A 17,812-nucleotide genomic window follows, 5' to 3' on the forward strand; every position below is an offset into this window, starting at 1 on the left:
GCCGTACATTCAAGCCCCTGCAGGGGGCACCTCCCAGCGGTAGCTGGGGGAGATTGAGCAGCGGGGTCCGGGGCAGCGCCCCGGGACGTCAACCCCGCCGCGGCCTCACAGAAGCGCAAGAACCCGCCGCGCAATCTCCCGCCCGATCGGCAGCGAAGCGGTGGCCGCGGGCGACGGCGCGTTCAGCACATGAACCGCCCGCGCCCCCTCCCGTATCAAGAAGTCGTCCACAAGCGTCCCGTCCCGCAGCACCGCCTGCGCCCGCACCCCCGCCGCCACCGGCACCATGTCCTCCGCCTCGACCGCCGGCACGAGCCGCCGCACCGCCTCGGTGAACGCCGACTTCGACACGGACCGGTGAATCTCCCCCGCCCCGTACCGCCAGTGGCGCCGCGCCATCCGCCACGCCCCCGGCCACGCCAGCGTCCCCGCCACCTCCGTGGGCCGCACGACGCCCCACCCGTAGCCCTCACGCGCGAGCGCGGGCACCGCGTTGGGCCCCACGTGTACTCCGCCGTCGATGCCGCGCGTCAGATGGACCCCGAGGAACGGGAAGGCCGGATCCGGCACGGGATAGACGAGCCCGCGCACCAGGTCCGGGCGGCCGAGCTCGAAGTACTCGCCCCGGAACGGCACGATGCGCATCTCCGGATCGTCCCCGGTCAGCCGCGCCACCTCGTCGCAGCGCAGCCCCGCGCAGTTGACGAGCACGCGCCCGCGCACCACGTCCCCGGCCCGCGTCCGCACGGCGACCCCCCGGTCCGCGCGCCGGTCGACCTGCACGACGTCCGCCCCGTACCGGATCTCGGCGCCGGACGCCTCGGCGAACCGCTCGGCGACCGCGCGGTAGTCGACGATCCCCGTCGTCCCCACGTGGATGGCGGCGAGGCCGCGCACCTCCGGCTCGTACTCCTGGATCTGGGCGGGGCCCAGCTCGCGCACCGGAATCCCGTTCTCCCTGCCGCGCTGGACGAGGGCGTGCAGGCGGGGCAGCTCCTCCCGCTCGGTGGCGACGATCAGCTTTCCGGTGACCGCGTGCTCGATCCCGTACTCCGCGCAGAACTTGACCATTTCGGCGGCGCCGCGCACCGCGAACCGGGCCTTGAGCGAACCGGGGCGGTAGTAGATCCCGCTGTGGATGACCCCGCTGTTGCGCCCCGTCTGGTGTCTGGCCGGGCCCTCTTCCTTCTCGAGGACGACGACCCGTGTCCCCGGCGCGGCCCGCGAGACCGCATACGCGGTGGAGAGCCCGACGATCCCCCCGCCGACCACCAGCACGTCCCCGTCGTAACCAGCCGCCCCCACGGGCCTCACCTCCACTCCCGACACACCCAGCATCTTGCCCGACCCCACTGACAATCAGACCGGGGCATCGGTACGGACCGTCGTGTCCCGGTCAGCGGCGCGACGCAGCGCCGGTCTACGCCGGAGCCATCAGCAGCGGACGGGCCCGCTCCCGCAGCTCCACCACCCGCGGCTCGTCCCCGTACGGCTCCAGGCGGTGCAGCAGATCCCGCACGTACTCCGTGGTCCGCGCGGACGAGATCCGCCCCGCGACCTCCAGCGCCCGCGTCCCCTGCTCGCACGCGGCGTCCAGGTTCCCCGACTCCAGCTCGGCAACCGCCGACACCACGAGCCGCAGCCCGTGCGAGCGCACGAACTCCTCGGTGGGCTTCGACAGCGCCTGCTCCGTGAAGCGCCGCACCTGACGGGGCGCCTTCAGATCGCGGTAGCACTCGGCCGCGTCGGCCGCGAACCGGTCGTACGAGTAGAAGCCGAGCCACGAGGGATCGGTGTCCCCGTCGCGGGCCCGCTCCAGCCAGCCCTCGGCGGCCCGCAGCGCGCCGCCGGCCGCGTGCCCGTCACCGGCGCGCGCGTGCGCGCGTGCCTCGATGAGCCGGAAGAAGCTCATGGTCCGGGCCGTCGCGAGCCCCCGGTTGCGCTCGATGGCGGCCTGCGCCAGGTCGACGCCCTCGTCACCGAACCCGCGGTAGGTGGCCTGCAGCGACATGGAGGCGAGGACGTAACCGCCCAGGGGGACGTCCGCCGCGGCCCGCGCCAGGCGCAGCGCCTGGATGTAGTACCGCTGCGCCGCCTCCTGTTGCCCGGTGTCGAACGCCATCCACCCGGCCAGGCGCGTCAGTTCGGCCGCGGCCCCGAACAGGGAGCGGCCCACCTCGTCCGAGTACGAGCCGAGCAGCAGCGGCGCCGCCTCCACCCGCAGGCACTCGGGCACCATCGACGAACGCCAGTCGCCGCCGCCGTACTTGGAGTCCCAGCGCCGCGCGTCCTCTGCGGCCTCGCGCAGCTTCTGTACGTCGCTGTGGCCGACCTTCTGGGGCGAGCCCTCCTCCACGTGGTGCGGGTCCCGCGCCACGGAAGTGTCGGCCGGTGTAATCAGCCACCGCGAAGCGGGCGTCGCGTACGCGCTCACGGCGAAGGAACCGGCCAGCGACTGCCAGATCCCGCCGCTTCCCGCCCGCCTCCCGGCGAGATCGAGCCGGTACAGCTCCGTCGCCGATTTCACCGCCTGCCGTACGTCGCGCGGGAAAGCAAGGCCCACCTCGGGCGCGGGGTCCGCGTCGGCCAGGCCGATCTCGTGCAGCGGCACCGGTCGGCCGAGTTTCTGGCCGATCGCGGCGGCGATGAGGTGCGGGGCCGCGCCTTGCGGCACCATGCCCTTCGACACCCAGCGCGCCACCGAGGTCTTGTCGTAGCGCAGCGTCAGACCTCTTTGCGACCCGAGGTCGTTGACGCGGCGTGCCAGTCCCGCGTTGCTGATTCCCGCGAGGGCGAGAACGGCACCGAGCTTTTCGTTCGGCCCGCGTTGCTCCCTGGACATGAGCCACCCCTCGACACAGACGGCTGCCGCGCCGGGCACCCCGTCGACTTTTCGGCCTGGCATAACCGCGCGGCATTCGTACACTCAGCGTAGTTCGCCGCATCCCAAGCGTTAAGGGTGGGCATTCCGGATGGCGGGATTGTTGTCCGTACTGAAGTACGGCGCAGGCCACGCCGTGTGACCGTGTGCTCCTGGCGTGGTGCCGTGCGCCCGTGCGTGCGCTCTTACCCGGACGGCCGGGCGGCTGTTGCATGGGACCTGCGTGGGTCGGCCCGCTGTACTGGATCCAGTGGGCTGGGGGACACCGCCGCCTACATCCCCGCGGGCGGCGGACCGGTCCGGGAGGTGAAGTGCGCCTCCCGGACTGTGCGTTGCACGCTGTGGCCGAAGCGGGGTGTTCAGCTCCGGCCATCAAGAGCCGATTTGGCCGAATCTCGCCCCTGCAATCCCGAGTGAACAGGGTCGTGCCACGGTTCAACCACGGCTCAAATGGGGCGCATTAGGGGGAGCGTACGCCATTTTCCGCTCTCCACTTGCGCCCTCCTTGGCGCCGCCTTCGTGGCAGCATGGGGATCCCTTGTGTTGTCCACAGTGTGTGGAGGCGGCGATGCGCTGGTTGGTGGGGTGGAGCAGTGCCGCCACCGGGCCCGTTGCCGTCGGCTCCGCGGGCGCCATGGGGACAGAGGGCGAAACGGTCCATCCGGTGGGTTCCCAACTCCTTTGGGGCGATCCGGATCCGCTGTGGGCGGTCGGCGACTGGCGCCCCGACGAAGTGCGCATCGTGAAGGCCGACGACCAGACCCGGATCGCGGTCCTCGGCGTGTGCGGCGCCTCCGACGAGCAGCTGCGCGTGGGCCTGTTCGCGGCGCGCGGCGGCGCCCTGCGCCACCTCACGGCCTGGCCCGGCAGCTACACGGCGGTCGTCCAAGTGGGCCGCCGCGTCACGGTGGTGGGCGACCTCGCGGGCGCGCGCCCGGTGTTCCACACGCCGTGGGCGGGCGGCACCGCGTACGCGACGGCGGCGCTCCCGCTCGCCGACCTCATCGAAGCCCACCTGGACGTCGGGCACTTGGCCGCGCTCCTCGCGGCGCCCGACGTCCCGGAGGCGCTGCACGACTCGACCCCGTACCAGGGCGTGCACCGCATCCCGCCGGGCCACGCGCTGATCCTGCGCGCCGGGTCCCGCGAGATCGCCGGCTACGAGCCCGTGGCGTCGCTCGCCGTGGGCGCGGGCCCCGTCGACCCCGACCGCGCCGTGGACGACGTCAGGGACGCTCTCGTGGACGCCGTGCGGACCCGCCTCGCGGCGCCCCGGCACGTGCCCGGCACCGACCTGGACCCCGGCCCCGTGCCTGGCATGGGCCCCGCCGAGCGGCGGGCCGCCCGCGGCATGCCCGTGCCCGGCATCGGCGCCGACGTCTCGGGGGGCCCGGCGTCCGGCACCCTCGCCCTCCTCGCGGCGGGACTGCCCGGCATGCCCGGCACGATCCTCGGGCACGGCACGGGCGCGGGCGAGCGCCTCCTGGCCGTCACCTTCAACGACCGCTCGTCGCGGGCGGACCAGCACGAGGCCGAGCTGGCGAGGGCGGGGGCGCTCGCGGCGAACCCGCGTCTCCACCACGTCGTGGTGGCGGCGGGCGAAGAGGCGCTCCCGTACGCCGAGCTGGAGGGACCGCTCACCGACGAGCCGAGCCCGTCCCTGGTCACCGCCGCCCGCCACCGCGCCCGCCTCACCTCCGGAAGCGCCGACCACTTCACCGGCTACGGGGCCCGCCAGGTCCTGGACGCCCACCCGGCGCGCCTCGCCGACCTGCTGATGGACCGGCGCAGGCGCCACATGGTGCGCCCCATGGCCGCGCTCACGAAGGTGGACGGCTCGCTGAGCGTGCCGGCGCGCGTCTACGGAGCGGCCAGGAAACTCGCCCGTACGCCCTACAAGGCGGGCCTCGAAGGGCTCTCCAGCCGCCTCCTGCAACGCAGCTTCGAAGAGCCGGGCGGCGCCGTGGGGGCCTCGCTCGCCGCCCTCGCGTGGGCGAGACCCGGGCCGGCGGCGCGCTGGCTGACCGGGGAGGCGCTCGCTGAAGTATCGGTTCGTCTCCACGACGGCACGTCCCGCCCCGGACCGGGCCCCGGACAGCGCCCCGGCGAGTTCCGGGCCCGCGCGAGCCTCGCCCGGCACGCCGCCGACCTGCGCATCCTCGAACAGGCCGCGGAGGTCCGCTTCCAGCGGCTGCACGCCCCCTTCCTCGACAACCAGGTCGTCCGCGCCTGCCGCGCCCTGCCCGAGGCGCTGCGCGTCCAGCCGGGGGCCCGCGCCGAGATCCTGCGCCGCGTCCTCGAAGGCGCGGGCGTCAGCGAACTGCCGTCCGGCTGGGGCGCCCCCTCCCACGCCTCGTCGTCCGCCGCGACCCGCGCGGGACTGCGCCTCGCGGCGGACCACCTGATCGGCCTCTTCGACACACCGCTGCTCGCCCAGACGGGCCTGGTCGAGGCCCGCGTCGTCCGCAAGGCCGTGCGCGCCGCGGCCGACGGCGAACCGCTGCCGCTCGACGGCCTGGCCGAGCTGGTCGCCCTCGAACTGTGGCTGCGCCGCCTCCTCGCCCGGCGCGGCACCTGCTGGACCGGCACCCCCGCACGCGCGCGTGCGGTGCCGACGGGAAGCGTCGTCCCGGAGCGCGCCCTGGGAGCGGGACCGAGGTAACCGCCGCGAGCGGGACCGGGCGGGCCACGGCGCACCCACGGCCGGGCGGGCCACCGGGGGCCGACGGCCGGGCGGGGCAAAAAACTGGGCCCTGAAGCCGCGGGGCGGCGACAATGCCTCAGTGCAGTACAAGATCCTGGGAACCACACAGGCATACGACGACGAGGGCACCCCCGTACCCGTGGGCGGCCCGCGGCTGCGCGCACTCCTCGCCTCGCTGGCCCTGCACACCCCGCACACCGCCCCCACGGACGCGCTCATCGACGAGGTCTGGGCCGCCGACCCGCCCGCCGACGCCCCGGCCGCCCTGCAGGCCCTGGTCGGCCGGCTCCGCCGCGCACTCGGCAAGGAGGCCGTCACCTCCGAGGCCGGCGGCTACCGCCTCGCCGCGCACCGCGAGGACATCGACCTGTACGTCTTCGAGCGCCTGACCCGTGAGGGCACCGCGGCCCTCGCCGCGGACGACCCGGAGACCGCCGCCCGCACGCTGCGGGAAGCACTCGCGCTGTGCCGCGGACCGGCCCTCGTCGACCTCCCCGACGACCCGGCCGCCACCCGCCACGAGGCCCGCCGCCAGGACGCCACCCGCGCGCGCGTGGAGGCGGACCTGCGCCTGGGCCGCGCCCACGACCTCGTACCGGAACTGCGGGAGCTGACCGCCGCGCACCCGTACGACGAGCCGCTGCACGCCCTGTTGATCCGTGCGCTGCGGGACGCGGGGCGCGGAGCGGATGCGCTGGCCGCGTATGAGGGGGCGCGGTGTGTGCTGGCGGAGGGGCTGGGGACGGACCCCGGGCCGGAACTCGCCGCTTTGCACATGGAGTTGCTGAACGCCCCCGCCCCGAGCGCCCAGCCGGGGGCGACGTCGCGGGGCTCTGCCCCGGGCCCCGCTGCTCAATCGCCGCAGGGGCTCCATGTGTTCGCCCCGCGCCCCCGAACCGGCAACCTCCGCCCCCGGCTGAACTCGTTCGTCGGGCGGGAACCCGAACTCGCGGCCATCCGTTCCCACTTGCGAGGAGCACGCCTGGTCACCCTCACGGGCCCCGGCGGCTCCGGCAAGACCCGCCTCGCGGAGGAGGCCGCAGCGTCCCTCTCCCACGCCTGGCTGGTCGAGCTGGCGCCGCTCGACGATCCGGGGGCGGTGCCGGGTGCGGTCGTCAGCGCCCTGGACCTGCGCGAGACGGTCCTGATGACGAACGAGTTGTCGAGTCCCCAGACGGACCCGACCAGCCTCCTCGTAGAGCACTGCGCCCACCGCAGCCTGCTCCTGATCCTTGACAACTGCGAGCACGTCATCGGCGCCGCGGCCCAGCTCGCCGAGACCCTCCTCACGCGCTGCCCCGGCCTCACGATCCTCGCCACCAGCCGCGAACCCCTCGGCGTACCGGGGGAGTCAGTGCGCCCCGTCGAGCCGCTTCCTCCGGACCCCGCCCACCGCCTGTTCGCCGAGCGGGCCGCCGCGGTCCGCCCCGGTTTCGACCCCGGCCGGGACCAGTCGGCCATCGCCGAGATCTGCCGCCGCCTCGACGGGCTGCCGCTCGCCATCGAGCTGGCCGCGGCCCGCCTCAGACTGCTCACGCCCCGCCAGATCGCGGACCGGCTCGACGACCGCTTCCGCCTGCTGACCGGCGGCAGCCGCACGGTGCTGCCCCGCCAGCAGACCCTCCGCGCGGTCGTCGACTGGTCCTGGGACCTGCTCGACGAGCAGGAGCGCACCGCCCTGTGCGAGCTGTCGGTCTTCGCGGGCGGCTGGGACCTGGAGGCGGCGGAGGCCGTGTGCTCCGCCGGAGAGGCCGCCGACGTCATCGGCTCCCTCCTGGACAAGTCCCTGCTCGTCGCCGCGCCCCAGCAGGAGCAGCGCGACGCCGGGATGCGCTACCGCATGCTGGAGACCATCCACGAGTACGCGACGGAGCGCGCCGCCGGGAACCCCGGGCTGCTCGCGGCGGCCGAGCGGCGGCACATCGCCTACGTACGCGCGCTGGTCGAGGAGGCGGACCCCAAGCTGCGCTCCGCCGAGCAACTCCCGTGGATCCAGCGCCTGGAGACGGAGCTGGACAACATCCGCGCGGCGCTGACCCGCGTCAGCTCGGGCCCCGGGACGGCCGACCTGGAGTCGGCGATGGCCCTGGTGCTGAACGTGGGCTGGTTCTGGTGGCTGCGCAACTACCGCCACGAGGGCTCGAACTGGGTCGAGCGCATCGTGGCGATGCTGCCGGAGCACGAGCTCCCCGACGACCCCGGGGACCCGCTGTACTGGCCGCAGATGAACCTGCGGCTGCTCGCCCTGTTCCTGCGCTCCGAGGTCTATCCGCACACCGCCCTCGCCGATGAGGAGCAGCGCGCGTACGCGCTGCGCGTGCAGAAGGTCTTCGAGCCGCCGAACCCGCAGGGAGCCCGCTTCCCCGGCATCATCTGGCCGTTCACGCTGTTCCTCCTCGACGGGCGCGACGTACGGGCCGACCTCGACGCCGCCGTCGCCAACTGCCGCCGCTTCGGCGGCGAATGGGAGCTGGGCGTCACGCTGATGTTCCGCGCGCACATGGCGGTCGACATGCCGGGCAACATGAGCGGTGTCGACGACGACCTGGCCGAGCTGCGGGCCTTGAGCCGCCGCGTCGGCGACCGCTGGATGCGGGCCCAGGTGTGCAGCGCCGCGGGCGAGGCCGCCATGGGGCGCGGCCGGTTCGAGGAGGCGAAGGGCGAGTACGAGGAGGCGCTGCTGCTCGCCTACGAAGTGGGGGCGTACGCCGAGTCGCCCTTCCTCATGGCGCGCCTCGCCGAGATCGCCTTCCGCGCGGGCGACCGCGCCACCGCCCAGAAGACGCTCGACATGGCGACCGACGAGGCCGAGCGGTACGGGGTGGTGGACACGGCGGCCTTCGCGCGGCTGCTGTGGTCGTACCTGATGCTGGCGGACGGCGACGTTGCCGCTGCGCGCGAGCACTGCGACGCCGCGCGCGCGGTGGCCGCGGGCGGCACGCCGCCACCGCAGTTCGTCGCGGCCCTCGGCGGGGTCGACGTGCGCATCACGGCAGCCGAGTCGGGCCCGGAGGCCGCCCTCGCGCAGCTGGTCCGCCTGCTGCGCGACCAGGCGCTCGGACTGATCGCCGAGTCGGTGACCGCGGGCCTCGTCGACGTCGGAGCGAAGCTGCACGCGCGCGCCGGAGACACGGCGCGCGCGGTGCGCCTGTTCGCCGCCGCCGACGGGATGCGCGCCGGTCTGCCGAGGTCGATGCCCGAGCGCGAGGAGTACCAGGGCGAGGACGACCGGGCGCGGGCCGAGCTCGGTGACGAGCGGTACGAGGCCGAGCGGGTAGTGGGCGGCACGCTCACGCACGAGCAGCTCCTGGCGGAGCTTTCGGCCGACATCGACGCCGACGCCGACACGGACACCGACATCGACACCGACATCGACGCCGACACCGATGCCGGTACGGGTGACTGACGCCGGGTGATCAGCTGCAGGTGAAGCGGGACTCCGCCCAGTCGGCGAGCGCCACCGCATCGGCCGGGCTGTCCGGTTCGGCCACGAGCCGGATCGTCTTCGCCCCGGACACGTTCACATGCACCGGTACCGCGGGCGACCCGCCCTTGACCACGGGCGAACTCCAGGCCCGCGCCCCGTCGACGTAGACGGAGAACCGGACGGCGCCGAGACCGAGCGTCATGTCGTCGACCCCGGCATAGGCGTCGTACGCCGTGCAGCTGCGGTTGAGGTCGATGGTGACGGAGGACTCGGAGTGCGTCGTGACGCCCTTCGCGTACTGCTTGCCGTCGATCGACAGGCCGTAGCGCTGCCACACCCAGCTGCTCTCGCCGAGTCGGATCTCCGGATCCGAGCCGTCGCCGAGGGTGTCGTACTTCAGCTCGTTGACCGGATAGACGGCCGGTGCCGGCGGGGGCGTCGGCTTCGGCGTCGGCTTGGGCGGCGTGGGCTTCGGGGTCGGCTTCGGCTTCGGGGGCGTCGGCTTGGGCGTGGGCTTCGGCGTCGGCTTGGGAGCGGGCTTCGGCGGTGGCGGTGTCGGCTTGGCCACCGGTGGCTTCGGCTCCGGCGTCGGCTTCTTCGGTTCGGGCTTCGGCTTCTTCGGCTCGATCGGCTGGGCGGCGGGCGGCGGCGACTTCTTGTGCGCCTCCGGCTTCGGCTGCGGGTCACCGGTGAGCGCGATCGCCAGCGCGACGGCGGTACCGGCCGCCACCACACCGGCCGCGATCCCGGCCTTCGCGGGGGCGCCAAGGCCCTCGGACGCCGCGCCGCCGGCGGCACCGCTCGTGGAGCCGCCGCCCGTCGCCGCGGCCGCACCGGCCCCGGCCGCGCCCGCCGCTCCCGCGGCACCACCGCCGATGAACGCGGCGGCCTTCGCGTACCCGGCGGCGCCGAACCAGCCGATGACCGCAATCGGTACGACACCGGGGATGCCGCTGGCGACTTCCTTGAGCTGGCCGGCCGCGAGGCGGCACTTGGCGCACTCCTCCATGTGCTTGCGCAGGCCGCGCTCCGCCCGCGTGCGCAGACTGCCGCGCGCGTAGGCACCGAGCCGGTCCGCGTAGCGGGCGCACTCCTCGGACTGGGTGAGCGTGGTCGAGACATGGGCCTGGAGGTAGGCCTCCTTGAGGCCCTCGCGGGCGCGCTTGGCGAGCACGCGCGTGCCGTTGGCGTCGAGCCCGAAGAGCGTGGCGACGTCGCTGGGCGACTCCTCCTCGACCTCCGTGTGCCACAGCACGGCCTGCCAGCGCTCGGGCAGCGAGCGGAAGGCCTGCATCGCCATCGACTGCTCGGCCTCGTGCATCGCGCGGACGTCGGCGCCCAGGTCGAGGGTGTCGTCGTCGCTGGCCTCCCGCGAGCGGGCGTCCTGCGTGGCGAACACGGCGAAGTCGTCGACGAGGTGCTCGCGCTTCGCCGACTTCGTCCAGTTCGCGGCGACGCGGCGCACCGTGGTCAGCAGGTAGGCGCGCACCGCGTGCTCGGGGCCGCTGCCGCTGTGGACGGCCTGAAGGGTGCGGGCGAAGACCTCGGCCGTCAGGTCGTCGGCGGTGTGCCCGTCGCGGCAGCAGGTGCGGGCGTAGCGGCGCACGGCCGCGGAGTGGCGGCGGTACAGCTCTTCGTAGGCGCTGTCGTCGCCCGCGCGCATGCGGCCGATCAGATCGGCGTCGGACGCGGGGACCTCGCCGTCGGCGGCCCCGGACGAGCCGCTCTCGCGCTGCGACGGCACGGATGTCTGGACGGGCGGCTGCTCGGCGGGCGTGCGCCCCGGACCGCCCTGGCTCGGTACCTGCTGCGGGCGAGGGTTCTCGGCGCTTGTGCCGCCGCCCTCGGGCCGCTGCTCGTCGCGCCCGTCAACGCTCATTGCGGAATGCCCCCGACCGCCCACTCTGACCCGATCACCGGGAAAGAGTGCCACACGGGAGGGGCCCCGCAGCGGGTGCTGCACGGCAACCACTCATCCGTGGAGATTTCGCGTACGCAATCCCTAAGGATCACTCGTTCGGGGAAGCCCCAACTGCCGTGCCCGGACGGCGGGTTGACCGCGAGTGACGGTGTGGTCAACCCGCGGTGACGTCGTCGTTCCGGCGGGGGCTCGGCCGGTCCGACCTTGTCCGGTCCATCTTTTTTGTCCGGTTGCCGCTCGGTCACGCGGGCCGCGAGCGCAGCCCTTCGAGCAGGATGTCGAGCAGCCGGGACGAGGCCGCCGCCTGCTGCGCGGCGTCCGGAAGCGACGGGGCCGCCGTCGCGATGACCAGCAGTACGTCCGACACCGTCACGTCGGAGCGCAGCTCACCGGCCTCCCGCGCGCGATCCACGAGCCGGCCCACGACCTCGAGGAGCGCCGCGGCCCCCGCGTCGTCCGCGGGCAGGCCCTCGCCACCGACACCCGGCCGCTGCTCGACCAGCCGCAGCTCCGGTGTCGCGGCGCGCTGCTCGGGGACGCGCACCTCGTCGCGCGCGCCCTCATCGGAGTCGGCGACCCCCACCCGCAGCACCTGCGGGGGCAGCAGCCGGCCCGCGCCCGAGGCGACCGAGGTCCGCAGGAAGCGCGAGAGCGCCGACCACGGTTCGTCCTCCTGTCCGAGCGCCGTGCGCGCCTGATCGGTCAGCCGAGCCGTCTCCTCCTCGGCTATCCGTCGCACCAGTACGTCCTTGCTGGGGAAACGCCGGTACACCGTGCCCACCCCGACGCGAGCGCGCCGCGCCACGTCCTCCATGGGCGCCCCGTACCCCAGCTCGCCGAAGACCTCCCTGGCCGCGCGCAGCACATGCTCCAGATTGCGCTGAGCGTCCACCCGCAGCGGCGTGGAGCGCGAACTGTCGCCCGCCCCACGCCCGTTGGCCCCTGCGCCGGCGCCCGCGGGCGCGACGGCAGAGGTCGAGGTCCAATGAGAGTCCTGAATGTGCATATGTGATCCCCCGGTAATGACGTCTCCCCCCGGAGACACTCCCCGCCATTGTCTGTCGGAGGCGCAGGAACTGACAGCGATTTCCAGGACCGCTTCCCGATCCGCCCGCGTATCCCCCCGGACACCCCGACAGGAGACGAACATAGTTCAGCGGGGGGCGATTCAGAAGAGGCAGGTTCCGCACCGGGTGCCCCTCGAAAGAAGGAAGTACTGGATTGCGCCATGACGGCCACTCCGCCCGAAGACCCGCCCCGCGCCCCCGCTTCCAACCCTGACCTGCGCAGCTAACGCGCGCGCAGGCCCGCAGCCGGGCCGGGAAGGGTACTTCCGGTCGTCATACAAATGGTCGGGGCTGTGGACAAACGCATGGGCCCGATGCGTCATGGGAGGGTGAGGGAACCTGCGCGCATTCTTGTAGTCGGCGGCGGTTACGTCGGGATGTACACGGCTCTGCGGCTCCAGAAGAAGCTCAAACCGGAGCTCAAGAGCGGTGCCGTGGAGATCGTCGTGATCACCCCCGACCCGTACATGACCTATCAGCCCTTCCTGCCGGAGGCCGCCGCCGGATCCATCTCGCCGCGCCACGTCGTCGTCGCGCTGCGCCGCGCGCTCGACCAGTGCCAGGTCGTCGTCGGCGAGGCGCGCTCCATCGACCACGCCAAGCGCACCGTCACGTACACGACGCTGGCCAGTGAGGAGGAGGGCACGGGCGCGGCCACCCTCACATACGACGAACTGGTCCTCGCGCCCGGCTCGATCTCGCGCACCCTCCCGGTCCCCGGGCTCGCCGACTTCGGCATCGGGTTCAAGACCGTCGAAGAGGCCATCGGCCTGCGCAACCACGTCATCGAACAGCTCGACATCGCCTCCTCCACCCGCGACCCGGCGATCCGCGACGCGGCGCTGACCTTCGTCTTCGTAGGAGGCGGCTACGCGGGCGTGGAGGCGCTCGGCGAACTGGAGGACATGGCCCGGTACGCGGCGAAGCACTACCACAACGTCAAGGCCGAGGACCTGAAGTGGATCCTCGTGGAGGCCTCGGGCCGGATCCTGCCCGAAGTGGGCCCGGAAATGGGCCAGTACACGATCCGCGAACTGCGCGGCCGCAACATCGACGTGCGCCTGGAGACCCGCCTCGAATCCTGCGAGCACCGCGTCGCGGTGCTCAGCGACGGCTCCCGCTTCCCCACCCGTACGGTCGTGTGGACGGCCGGCGTCAAACCGAGCCCGCTGCTCGCCGCCACGGACCTGCCGCTGACCGAACGCGGCCGCCTCAAGTGCACCGCCACGCTCGCCGTCGACGGCGCCCCGCACGCCTGGGGCGCGGGCGACGCCGCGGCCGTCCCCGACATCACCGCCGGCGAACCCGGCACGGAGTGCGCGCCCAACGCCCAGCACGCGGTGCGCCAGGCCCGCGCCCTCGCCGACAACATCACGGCCTCCCTGCGCGGCGAACCGCTCGCCGACTACGAGCACGCGTACGCCGGTTCGGTGGCCTCCCTCGGACTCCACAAGGGCGTCGCGCATGTCTACGGACGCAAACTGAAGGGCTACCCTGCCTGGTTCATGCACCGCGTCTACCACCTCAGCAGGGTGCCCACCGTGAACCGCAAGGCCCGCGTCCTGACCGAGTGGACGCTCTCCGGCCTGTTCAAGCGGGAGATCGTCTCGCTGGGTTCGCTGGAACGGCCCCGCGCCGAGTTCGAACTCGCGGCCGGGACGGTCCCCCCTACGGACCCATCTGGAGGACCCACCCGCGACACCCCGCCGGGACCCCCGGAAAACCCGAAGGGATCGCCCTGAGCGAGCCGTTGAAGGACCCGACGCACCACCGGTGACCGGAGCGTGGAACTCCCGCCCACGGACCGGCGTCTGACGTTTGTCAGTACGGTCGGCCAGACTGGTCCACGACCCTGGGCGGGCCCCTCGCCCGCCCTCGACCCCACGAGGCTTTCCCCCTGTGAACTTCACGCGCTGGAGCGCCCGGCTCCCCGGAACGCAGCGCCGCGCCGCGGCGCGGGCCGACCACAGTGGACACCAGCGGGGCGACGGCGCGGTGCCCGCGGCCCGCGCCGAGCACCTGTCCGAAGAGGAGCCACGCGACGAGAGCGGCGCGGCCGCAGCCGTCGGCGGCGTCGACGAGCTGCACGTCCGCAAGGTCCTCGACCGCATCCCCGCCCTCGTCGCCCTGGTGCACGGCCCCGACCACCGCGTCGAGTACGTCAACGACGCCTACGTCGCGGCCTTCGGCGAGCGCCCCACGGGCGAACCCGCGCACACGGCCCTGCCCGAGCTCGACGAACTCAGCCTGCTGCCGCTCCTCGACCAGGTCCTGCGCAGCGCCAAGCCCCGCACGGTCAAGTCCCGTAAGACGTCCGGAGGCCGCTCGTACACCGTCACCTGCACCCCGCTGGAGACCTCTGAGGGCCCCGGTGTGCTGGTCTTCGCGGCGGACGTCACGGACCACGCGGAGGCGGCCGAGCGCCTGCGCACCAGCGAGCGCGAACAGCGCGAGACGGCGGTCACGCTCCAACGCTCGCTCCTGCCCCAGGAGTTGGAGGAACCGGACGATCTGCGCATTGCGGCCACCTACCAGCCCGGCGGCACCGAGGCAGCGGTCGGCGGCGACTGGTACGACGTGATCACCCTCGGCGGCGGCCGCACGGCCCTCGTCATCGGGGACGTCATGGGCCGCGGCGTGCGAGCGGCGGCGGTGATGGGCCAGCTCCGCACCGCGGTCCGCGCCTACGCCCGCCTCGACCTCCCGCCGCACGAGGTGCTCCAGCTGCTCGACGGGCTGGCTACGGAGATCGACCCGCATCAGATCGCCACCTGCGTCTACGCCGTCCACGACCCGAACGAGGGCCGCCTCGTCTACGCGTCCGCGGGCCATCTGCCGATCCTCGTACGCGACGAGAACGGCAGGATCCACCGCGGCGACGAACCCACGGGGCCGCCGCTCGGCACCGGCGGCTGGCTGCACGCCTCGGGATCGGTCCCGCTCGGTGCCGGATCCACGGCGGTCCTCTACACCGACGGCCTGGTGGAGCGGCGCGACGAGGACATCGACGAGGGAGTGGCCGCGCTCGAGAACGCCCTGGCGGGCGCGACCGGCACACCCCAGGTGATCTGCGACCGCCTGATCCGCGCGGCCGGTGTCACCGCCGACCACGACGACGACGTCGCGGTGCTGGTCCTCCAGCACCCGGCCCGCAAGGGCACCGAGGGCGAGCGCTTCCGCAACGCGGCGCTCGAACTCCTCGGTGGTGTGGAGGCGGCGCCACGCGCGCGTGCCTTCGCGTCCGGCGTCCTCACCAGCTGGCGCTTCGCCGACGAACTCCACGACCTGGGCGTCCTCGCGGCCAGCGAACTCGTCGCCAACTCGCTTCAGCACGGCACCCCGCCGATGCGGCTGCGCCTGCGCCGCACGGACCGCCGCCTGATCATCGAGGTGACCGACGGGGACGACCACCTGCCGCGCCGCCGCCGCGCGGAACCGGCGGACGAGACGGGGCGCGGCATCGCGATCGTCGCCACGATCGCCTCGAACTGGGGATCGCGGCGCACGCCGGGCGGCGGCAAGGCCGTGTGGTGCGAGTTCGTCCTCCCACCCGGCAAGGGCCAGGAACCGCCCCCGGCGTGAGGGCTCAGCCGGACGTGACGGCGGCGGGCTCCGGCGAGCTCTGCATCACCACGCGGGTGCCGGCCAGCGACGGCTGGTCCTGCACCGGCGTGAGCCGCTTGCCGAGCCGCAGCGCCAGCACGGTGATCGCCAGCGAGAACAGCACGAACGTCACGATGTACGGCCCGTGCAGCGCCGCGCCCATCGGCCCGCCCACCGCGGGCCCGACCGCCAGCGCGAGCTGCTTCACCAGCGCGAAGGCCGAGTTGTACGAGCCGACCGAACCGGCCGGAGCGAGATCGGCGACGAGCGGCGCCACGGTCGGCGACAGCATCGCCTCACCCAGGCCGAACAGCGCGTACGTGGAGATGAACGCGGCGGTCGCCATCGCCTGGCTGCCGTGCCCGAGCCCCGCGTACCCGGCCACCAGCCAGGCGAAGGTCCAGATGAGACCCACCGCGGCGATCACCCGCGTGCGCTTGCGGCGCTCGACCAGCTTGAGCACGGCGAACTGGGCGACCACGATCATCGCCGTGTTGGCGGCGAGCGCGATGCCGAGCGTGGACGCCGAGATCCCGGCCGCCTCGACGCCGTACGCGCTCAGACCCGACTCGAACTGCCCGTAGCAGGCGAAGAACAGGACGAAGCCCAGCACGCACAGCTGCACCATCGCCCGGTGCCCGAGCAGCGCCCGCATGCCCCCGTGGCCCTCGCCCTTCGGCATGCCCTCGGCGAGCGCGGGGGCCTGCGGCATCCGCACGGTCAGCACGATCCCGGCGAGCACCAGGAACATCACGGCCTCGATGCCGAAGAGCAGCAGGAAGCTGTCCGGCCGGGACTCGTCCACGATCTGTCCGCCGATGAGCCCGCCGATACCGAGCCCCAGGTTCTGCAGAAAGAACTGCGTGGCGAACGAACGGGTCCGCGTCTCCGGCGCCGAGCACCACACGATCATCGTCGCGAGGGCCGGCTGCAGCACCGCCGTACCCGCACCGAGCACCGCGGCGCCGAGGATGGCGGCCGGCTCATTGGTGGCGAACCCGAGCGCGACCGCGCCCACGGCCGCCACGACCGAGGCCGCGACGAGTACGGGCAGCGGACCGCGCCGGTCGATGGCGCGACCGACGAAGGGGAGGGCGACCAGGGCGGCCATGGCGAACGCGGCGAGCACGATGCCCGCCGCACTGGAGCCAAGGCCCCGGACCTCCGCCACGTACACGTAGAGGAACGGAACCGTGAAGCCGATGCCGAACGCGCTCAGCGCGCTTCCCACCTGAATCCGGCGCATCGCAGCGCCCATCGCCCTGGTCACTTTCACCTGCCCTTTCACTGCTCGGGGCCTTACCCCTGAAGACTTCGAAGCTAAAGTTAGAAGCTAAAGAGTACACACCCAAGGACTTCAACGCCAACCAAGGTCGTGCCATACTGCGCGGCATGGCGGACACCCAAGGCGCGCCGGCTGCCGAGCCGACGCTCGAAGAGCAGATCGCCGCGTACCAGCGCGAGTTCCAGGCCCTCGACCCCCAGGTCGAGCAGATCGTCTCGGCACTCGGCAGACTCAACCGCCGCATGAACGTGGCGTACGGACGCCAGACCGCCGAGATCGGGATCAGCAACACCGACTGGGAGGTCCTCAAGGCCCTCGTCCTCTCCGGCGCTCCCTACCGGCTGGGCCCCGGCGACATCGCCAAGCGCCTCGGCCTGACCCCCGCCGCGATGACCCACCGCATCGACCGCATGGTCCAGGAGGGCCTGGTCACCCGTGACCGCGACGAGAACAACCGGGTCCGCGTCATCGTGGAGCTGACCGCGGAGGGCCGCGAGAAGTGGCTGGAGGCGATGCGCCTCGCCACCGTCTTCGAGGAGGACCTCCTCCAGGACCTCTCCGCAGCCGAGCGCGGCGCCCTCGGCGAGGTCCTCACCCGTCTTCTACGTCGGGTGGAGGACGCCCAGCCGGACGCCGGCGGCCGCCTCAACGACCTCGACTGAAAACCACTTGAAGTTCGACGCCGGGGAAGGTTGACACGCCCTCGGCCGGTCCGTAAGGTACTTCGAGTTGCCACGGGGCCGTAACGGTTCTGCGACAGCAACTTCGCCGCTTCAGCGGCACCAAACCTCAGCACGACCTTCCAACCGGGATTCTATTCGGCATGCCCGAATTCAATTCCGAACCCCCGATTAGCTCGGGGACGGGGAATCCGCTAAAGTTTGGAACGTCGGAACGGCCCAACAGCCGCGAGGACAAGCCCCG

Annotated in this window: 10 protein-coding genes; 5 read left to right on the top strand and 5 right to left on the bottom strand. The window is 73.2% G+C overall.

Features of this window, described 5'->3' with window-relative positions; all coding sequences use genetic code 11:
- Nucleotides 1-105: 105 nt before the first annotated feature.
- Together lhgO and ACY34M_RS38245 are read right to left on the bottom strand one after the other, a co-directional pair.
- On the bottom strand, nt 106-1,338 hold the full coding sequence (gene lhgO, locus ACY34M_RS38240) for an L-2-hydroxyglutarate oxidase (protein ID WP_462720679.1): 1,233 nt from the start codon (nt 1,336-1,338) through the stop codon (nt 106-108).
- Between the two features lie 82 nt (nt 1,339-1,420).
- Nucleotides 1,421-2,842, bottom strand: a complete 1,422-nt coding sequence (locus ACY34M_RS38245; RefSeq protein ID WP_462720678.1) for an MFS transporter — start codon at nt 2,840-2,842, stop codon at nt 1,421-1,423.
- Between the two features lie 607 nt (nt 2,843-3,449).
- Here ACY34M_RS38245 and ACY34M_RS38250 point away from each other — a divergent pair.
- A complete protein-coding gene (locus ACY34M_RS38250) occupies nt 3,450-5,543 on the top strand; it encodes an asparagine synthase-related protein (protein WP_462720677.1) in 2,094 nt (697 codons plus the stop codon).
- A 121-nt stretch (nt 5,544-5,664) separates the two neighbouring features.
- The gene (locus ACY34M_RS38255; protein WP_462720676.1) at nt 5,665-8,991 is read left to right on the top strand and encodes an AfsR/SARP family transcriptional regulator; all 3,327 of its coding nucleotides are present in this window, start codon (nt 5,665-5,667) and stop codon (nt 8,989-8,991) included.
- A gap of 10 nt (nt 8,992-9,001) precedes the next feature.
- Here ACY34M_RS38255 and ACY34M_RS38260 read toward each other — a convergent pair whose 3' ends face one another.
- Complete coding sequence (locus ACY34M_RS38260; RefSeq protein WP_462720675.1) at nt 9,002-10,891, bottom strand: sigma-70 family RNA polymerase sigma factor; 1,890 nt, start codon at nt 10,889-10,891, stop codon at nt 9,002-9,004.
- Between the two features lie 283 nt (nt 10,892-11,174).
- Nucleotides 11,175-11,939, bottom strand: a complete 765-nt coding sequence (locus ACY34M_RS38265) for a TetR/AcrR family transcriptional regulator (protein ID WP_462720674.1) — start codon at nt 11,937-11,939, stop codon at nt 11,175-11,177.
- Between the two features lie 375 nt (nt 11,940-12,314).
- Here ACY34M_RS38265 and ACY34M_RS38270 point away from each other — a divergent pair, with 375 nt between their 5' ends.
- Nucleotides 12,315-13,742 (top strand): NAD(P)/FAD-dependent oxidoreductase, encoded by a 1,428-nt coding sequence (locus ACY34M_RS38270; protein WP_462720858.1) that lies wholly within the window; start codon nt 12,315-12,317, stop codon nt 13,740-13,742.
- A gap of 157 nt (nt 13,743-13,899) precedes the next feature.
- Nucleotides 13,900-15,582 carry an ATP-binding SpoIIE family protein phosphatase gene (locus ACY34M_RS38275; protein WP_462720673.1) on the top strand — a complete coding sequence of 561 codons (1,683 nt, stop codon included), beginning with the start codon at nt 13,900-13,902 and terminating at the stop codon, nt 15,580-15,582.
- 4 nt (nt 15,583-15,586) lie between these two features.
- Here ACY34M_RS38275 and ACY34M_RS38280 read toward each other — a convergent pair whose 3' ends face one another.
- Nucleotides 15,587-16,861: an MFS transporter gene (locus tag ACY34M_RS38280; protein WP_462720672.1), complete on the bottom strand. Its 1,275-nt coding sequence runs from the start codon at nt 16,859-16,861 to the stop codon at nt 15,587-15,589.
- A 134-nt stretch (nt 16,862-16,995) separates the two neighbouring features.
- On the opposite strand from ACY34M_RS38280, the gene ACY34M_RS38285 reads away from it, so the two are divergent.
- On the top strand, nt 16,996-17,550 hold the full coding sequence (locus ACY34M_RS38285) for a MarR family winged helix-turn-helix transcriptional regulator (RefSeq protein ID WP_462720671.1): 555 nt from the start codon (nt 16,996-16,998) through the stop codon (nt 17,548-17,550).
- The last annotated feature ends 262 nt before the right edge of the window (nt 17,551-17,812 follow it).

The organism is Streptomyces sp. EDA2-14, from assembly GCF_054963755.1.

Coding starts and splice junctions, on each gene's coding strand:
- lhgO (WP_462720679.1), bottom strand. CDS start 1,338: ATGCTGGGTGTGTCGGGAGTGGAGGTGAGGCCCGTGGGGGCGGCTGGT.
- ACY34M_RS38245 (WP_462720678.1), bottom strand. CDS start 2,842: ATGTCCAGGGAGCAACGCGGGCCGAACGAAAAGCTCGGTGCCGTTCTC.
- ACY34M_RS38250 (WP_462720677.1), top strand. CDS start 3,450: ATGCGCTGGTTGGTGGGGTGGAGCAGTGCCGCCACCGGGCCCGTTGCC.
- ACY34M_RS38260 (WP_462720675.1), bottom strand. CDS start 10,891: ATGAGCGTTGACGGGCGCGACGAGCAGCGGCCCGAGGGCGGCGGCACA.
- ACY34M_RS38265 (WP_462720674.1), bottom strand. CDS start 11,939: ATGCACATTCAGGACTCTCATTGGACCTCGACCTCTGCCGTCGCGCCC.
- ACY34M_RS38270 (WP_462720858.1), top strand. CDS start 12,315: ATGCGTCATGGGAGGGTGAGGGAACCTGCGCGCATTCTTGTAGTCGGC.
- ACY34M_RS38280 (WP_462720672.1), bottom strand. CDS start 16,861: ATGGGCGCTGCGATGCGCCGGATTCAGGTGGGAAGCGCGCTGAGCGCG.
- ACY34M_RS38285 (WP_462720671.1), top strand. CDS start 16,996: ATGGCGGACACCCAAGGCGCGCCGGCTGCCGAGCCGACGCTCGAAGAG.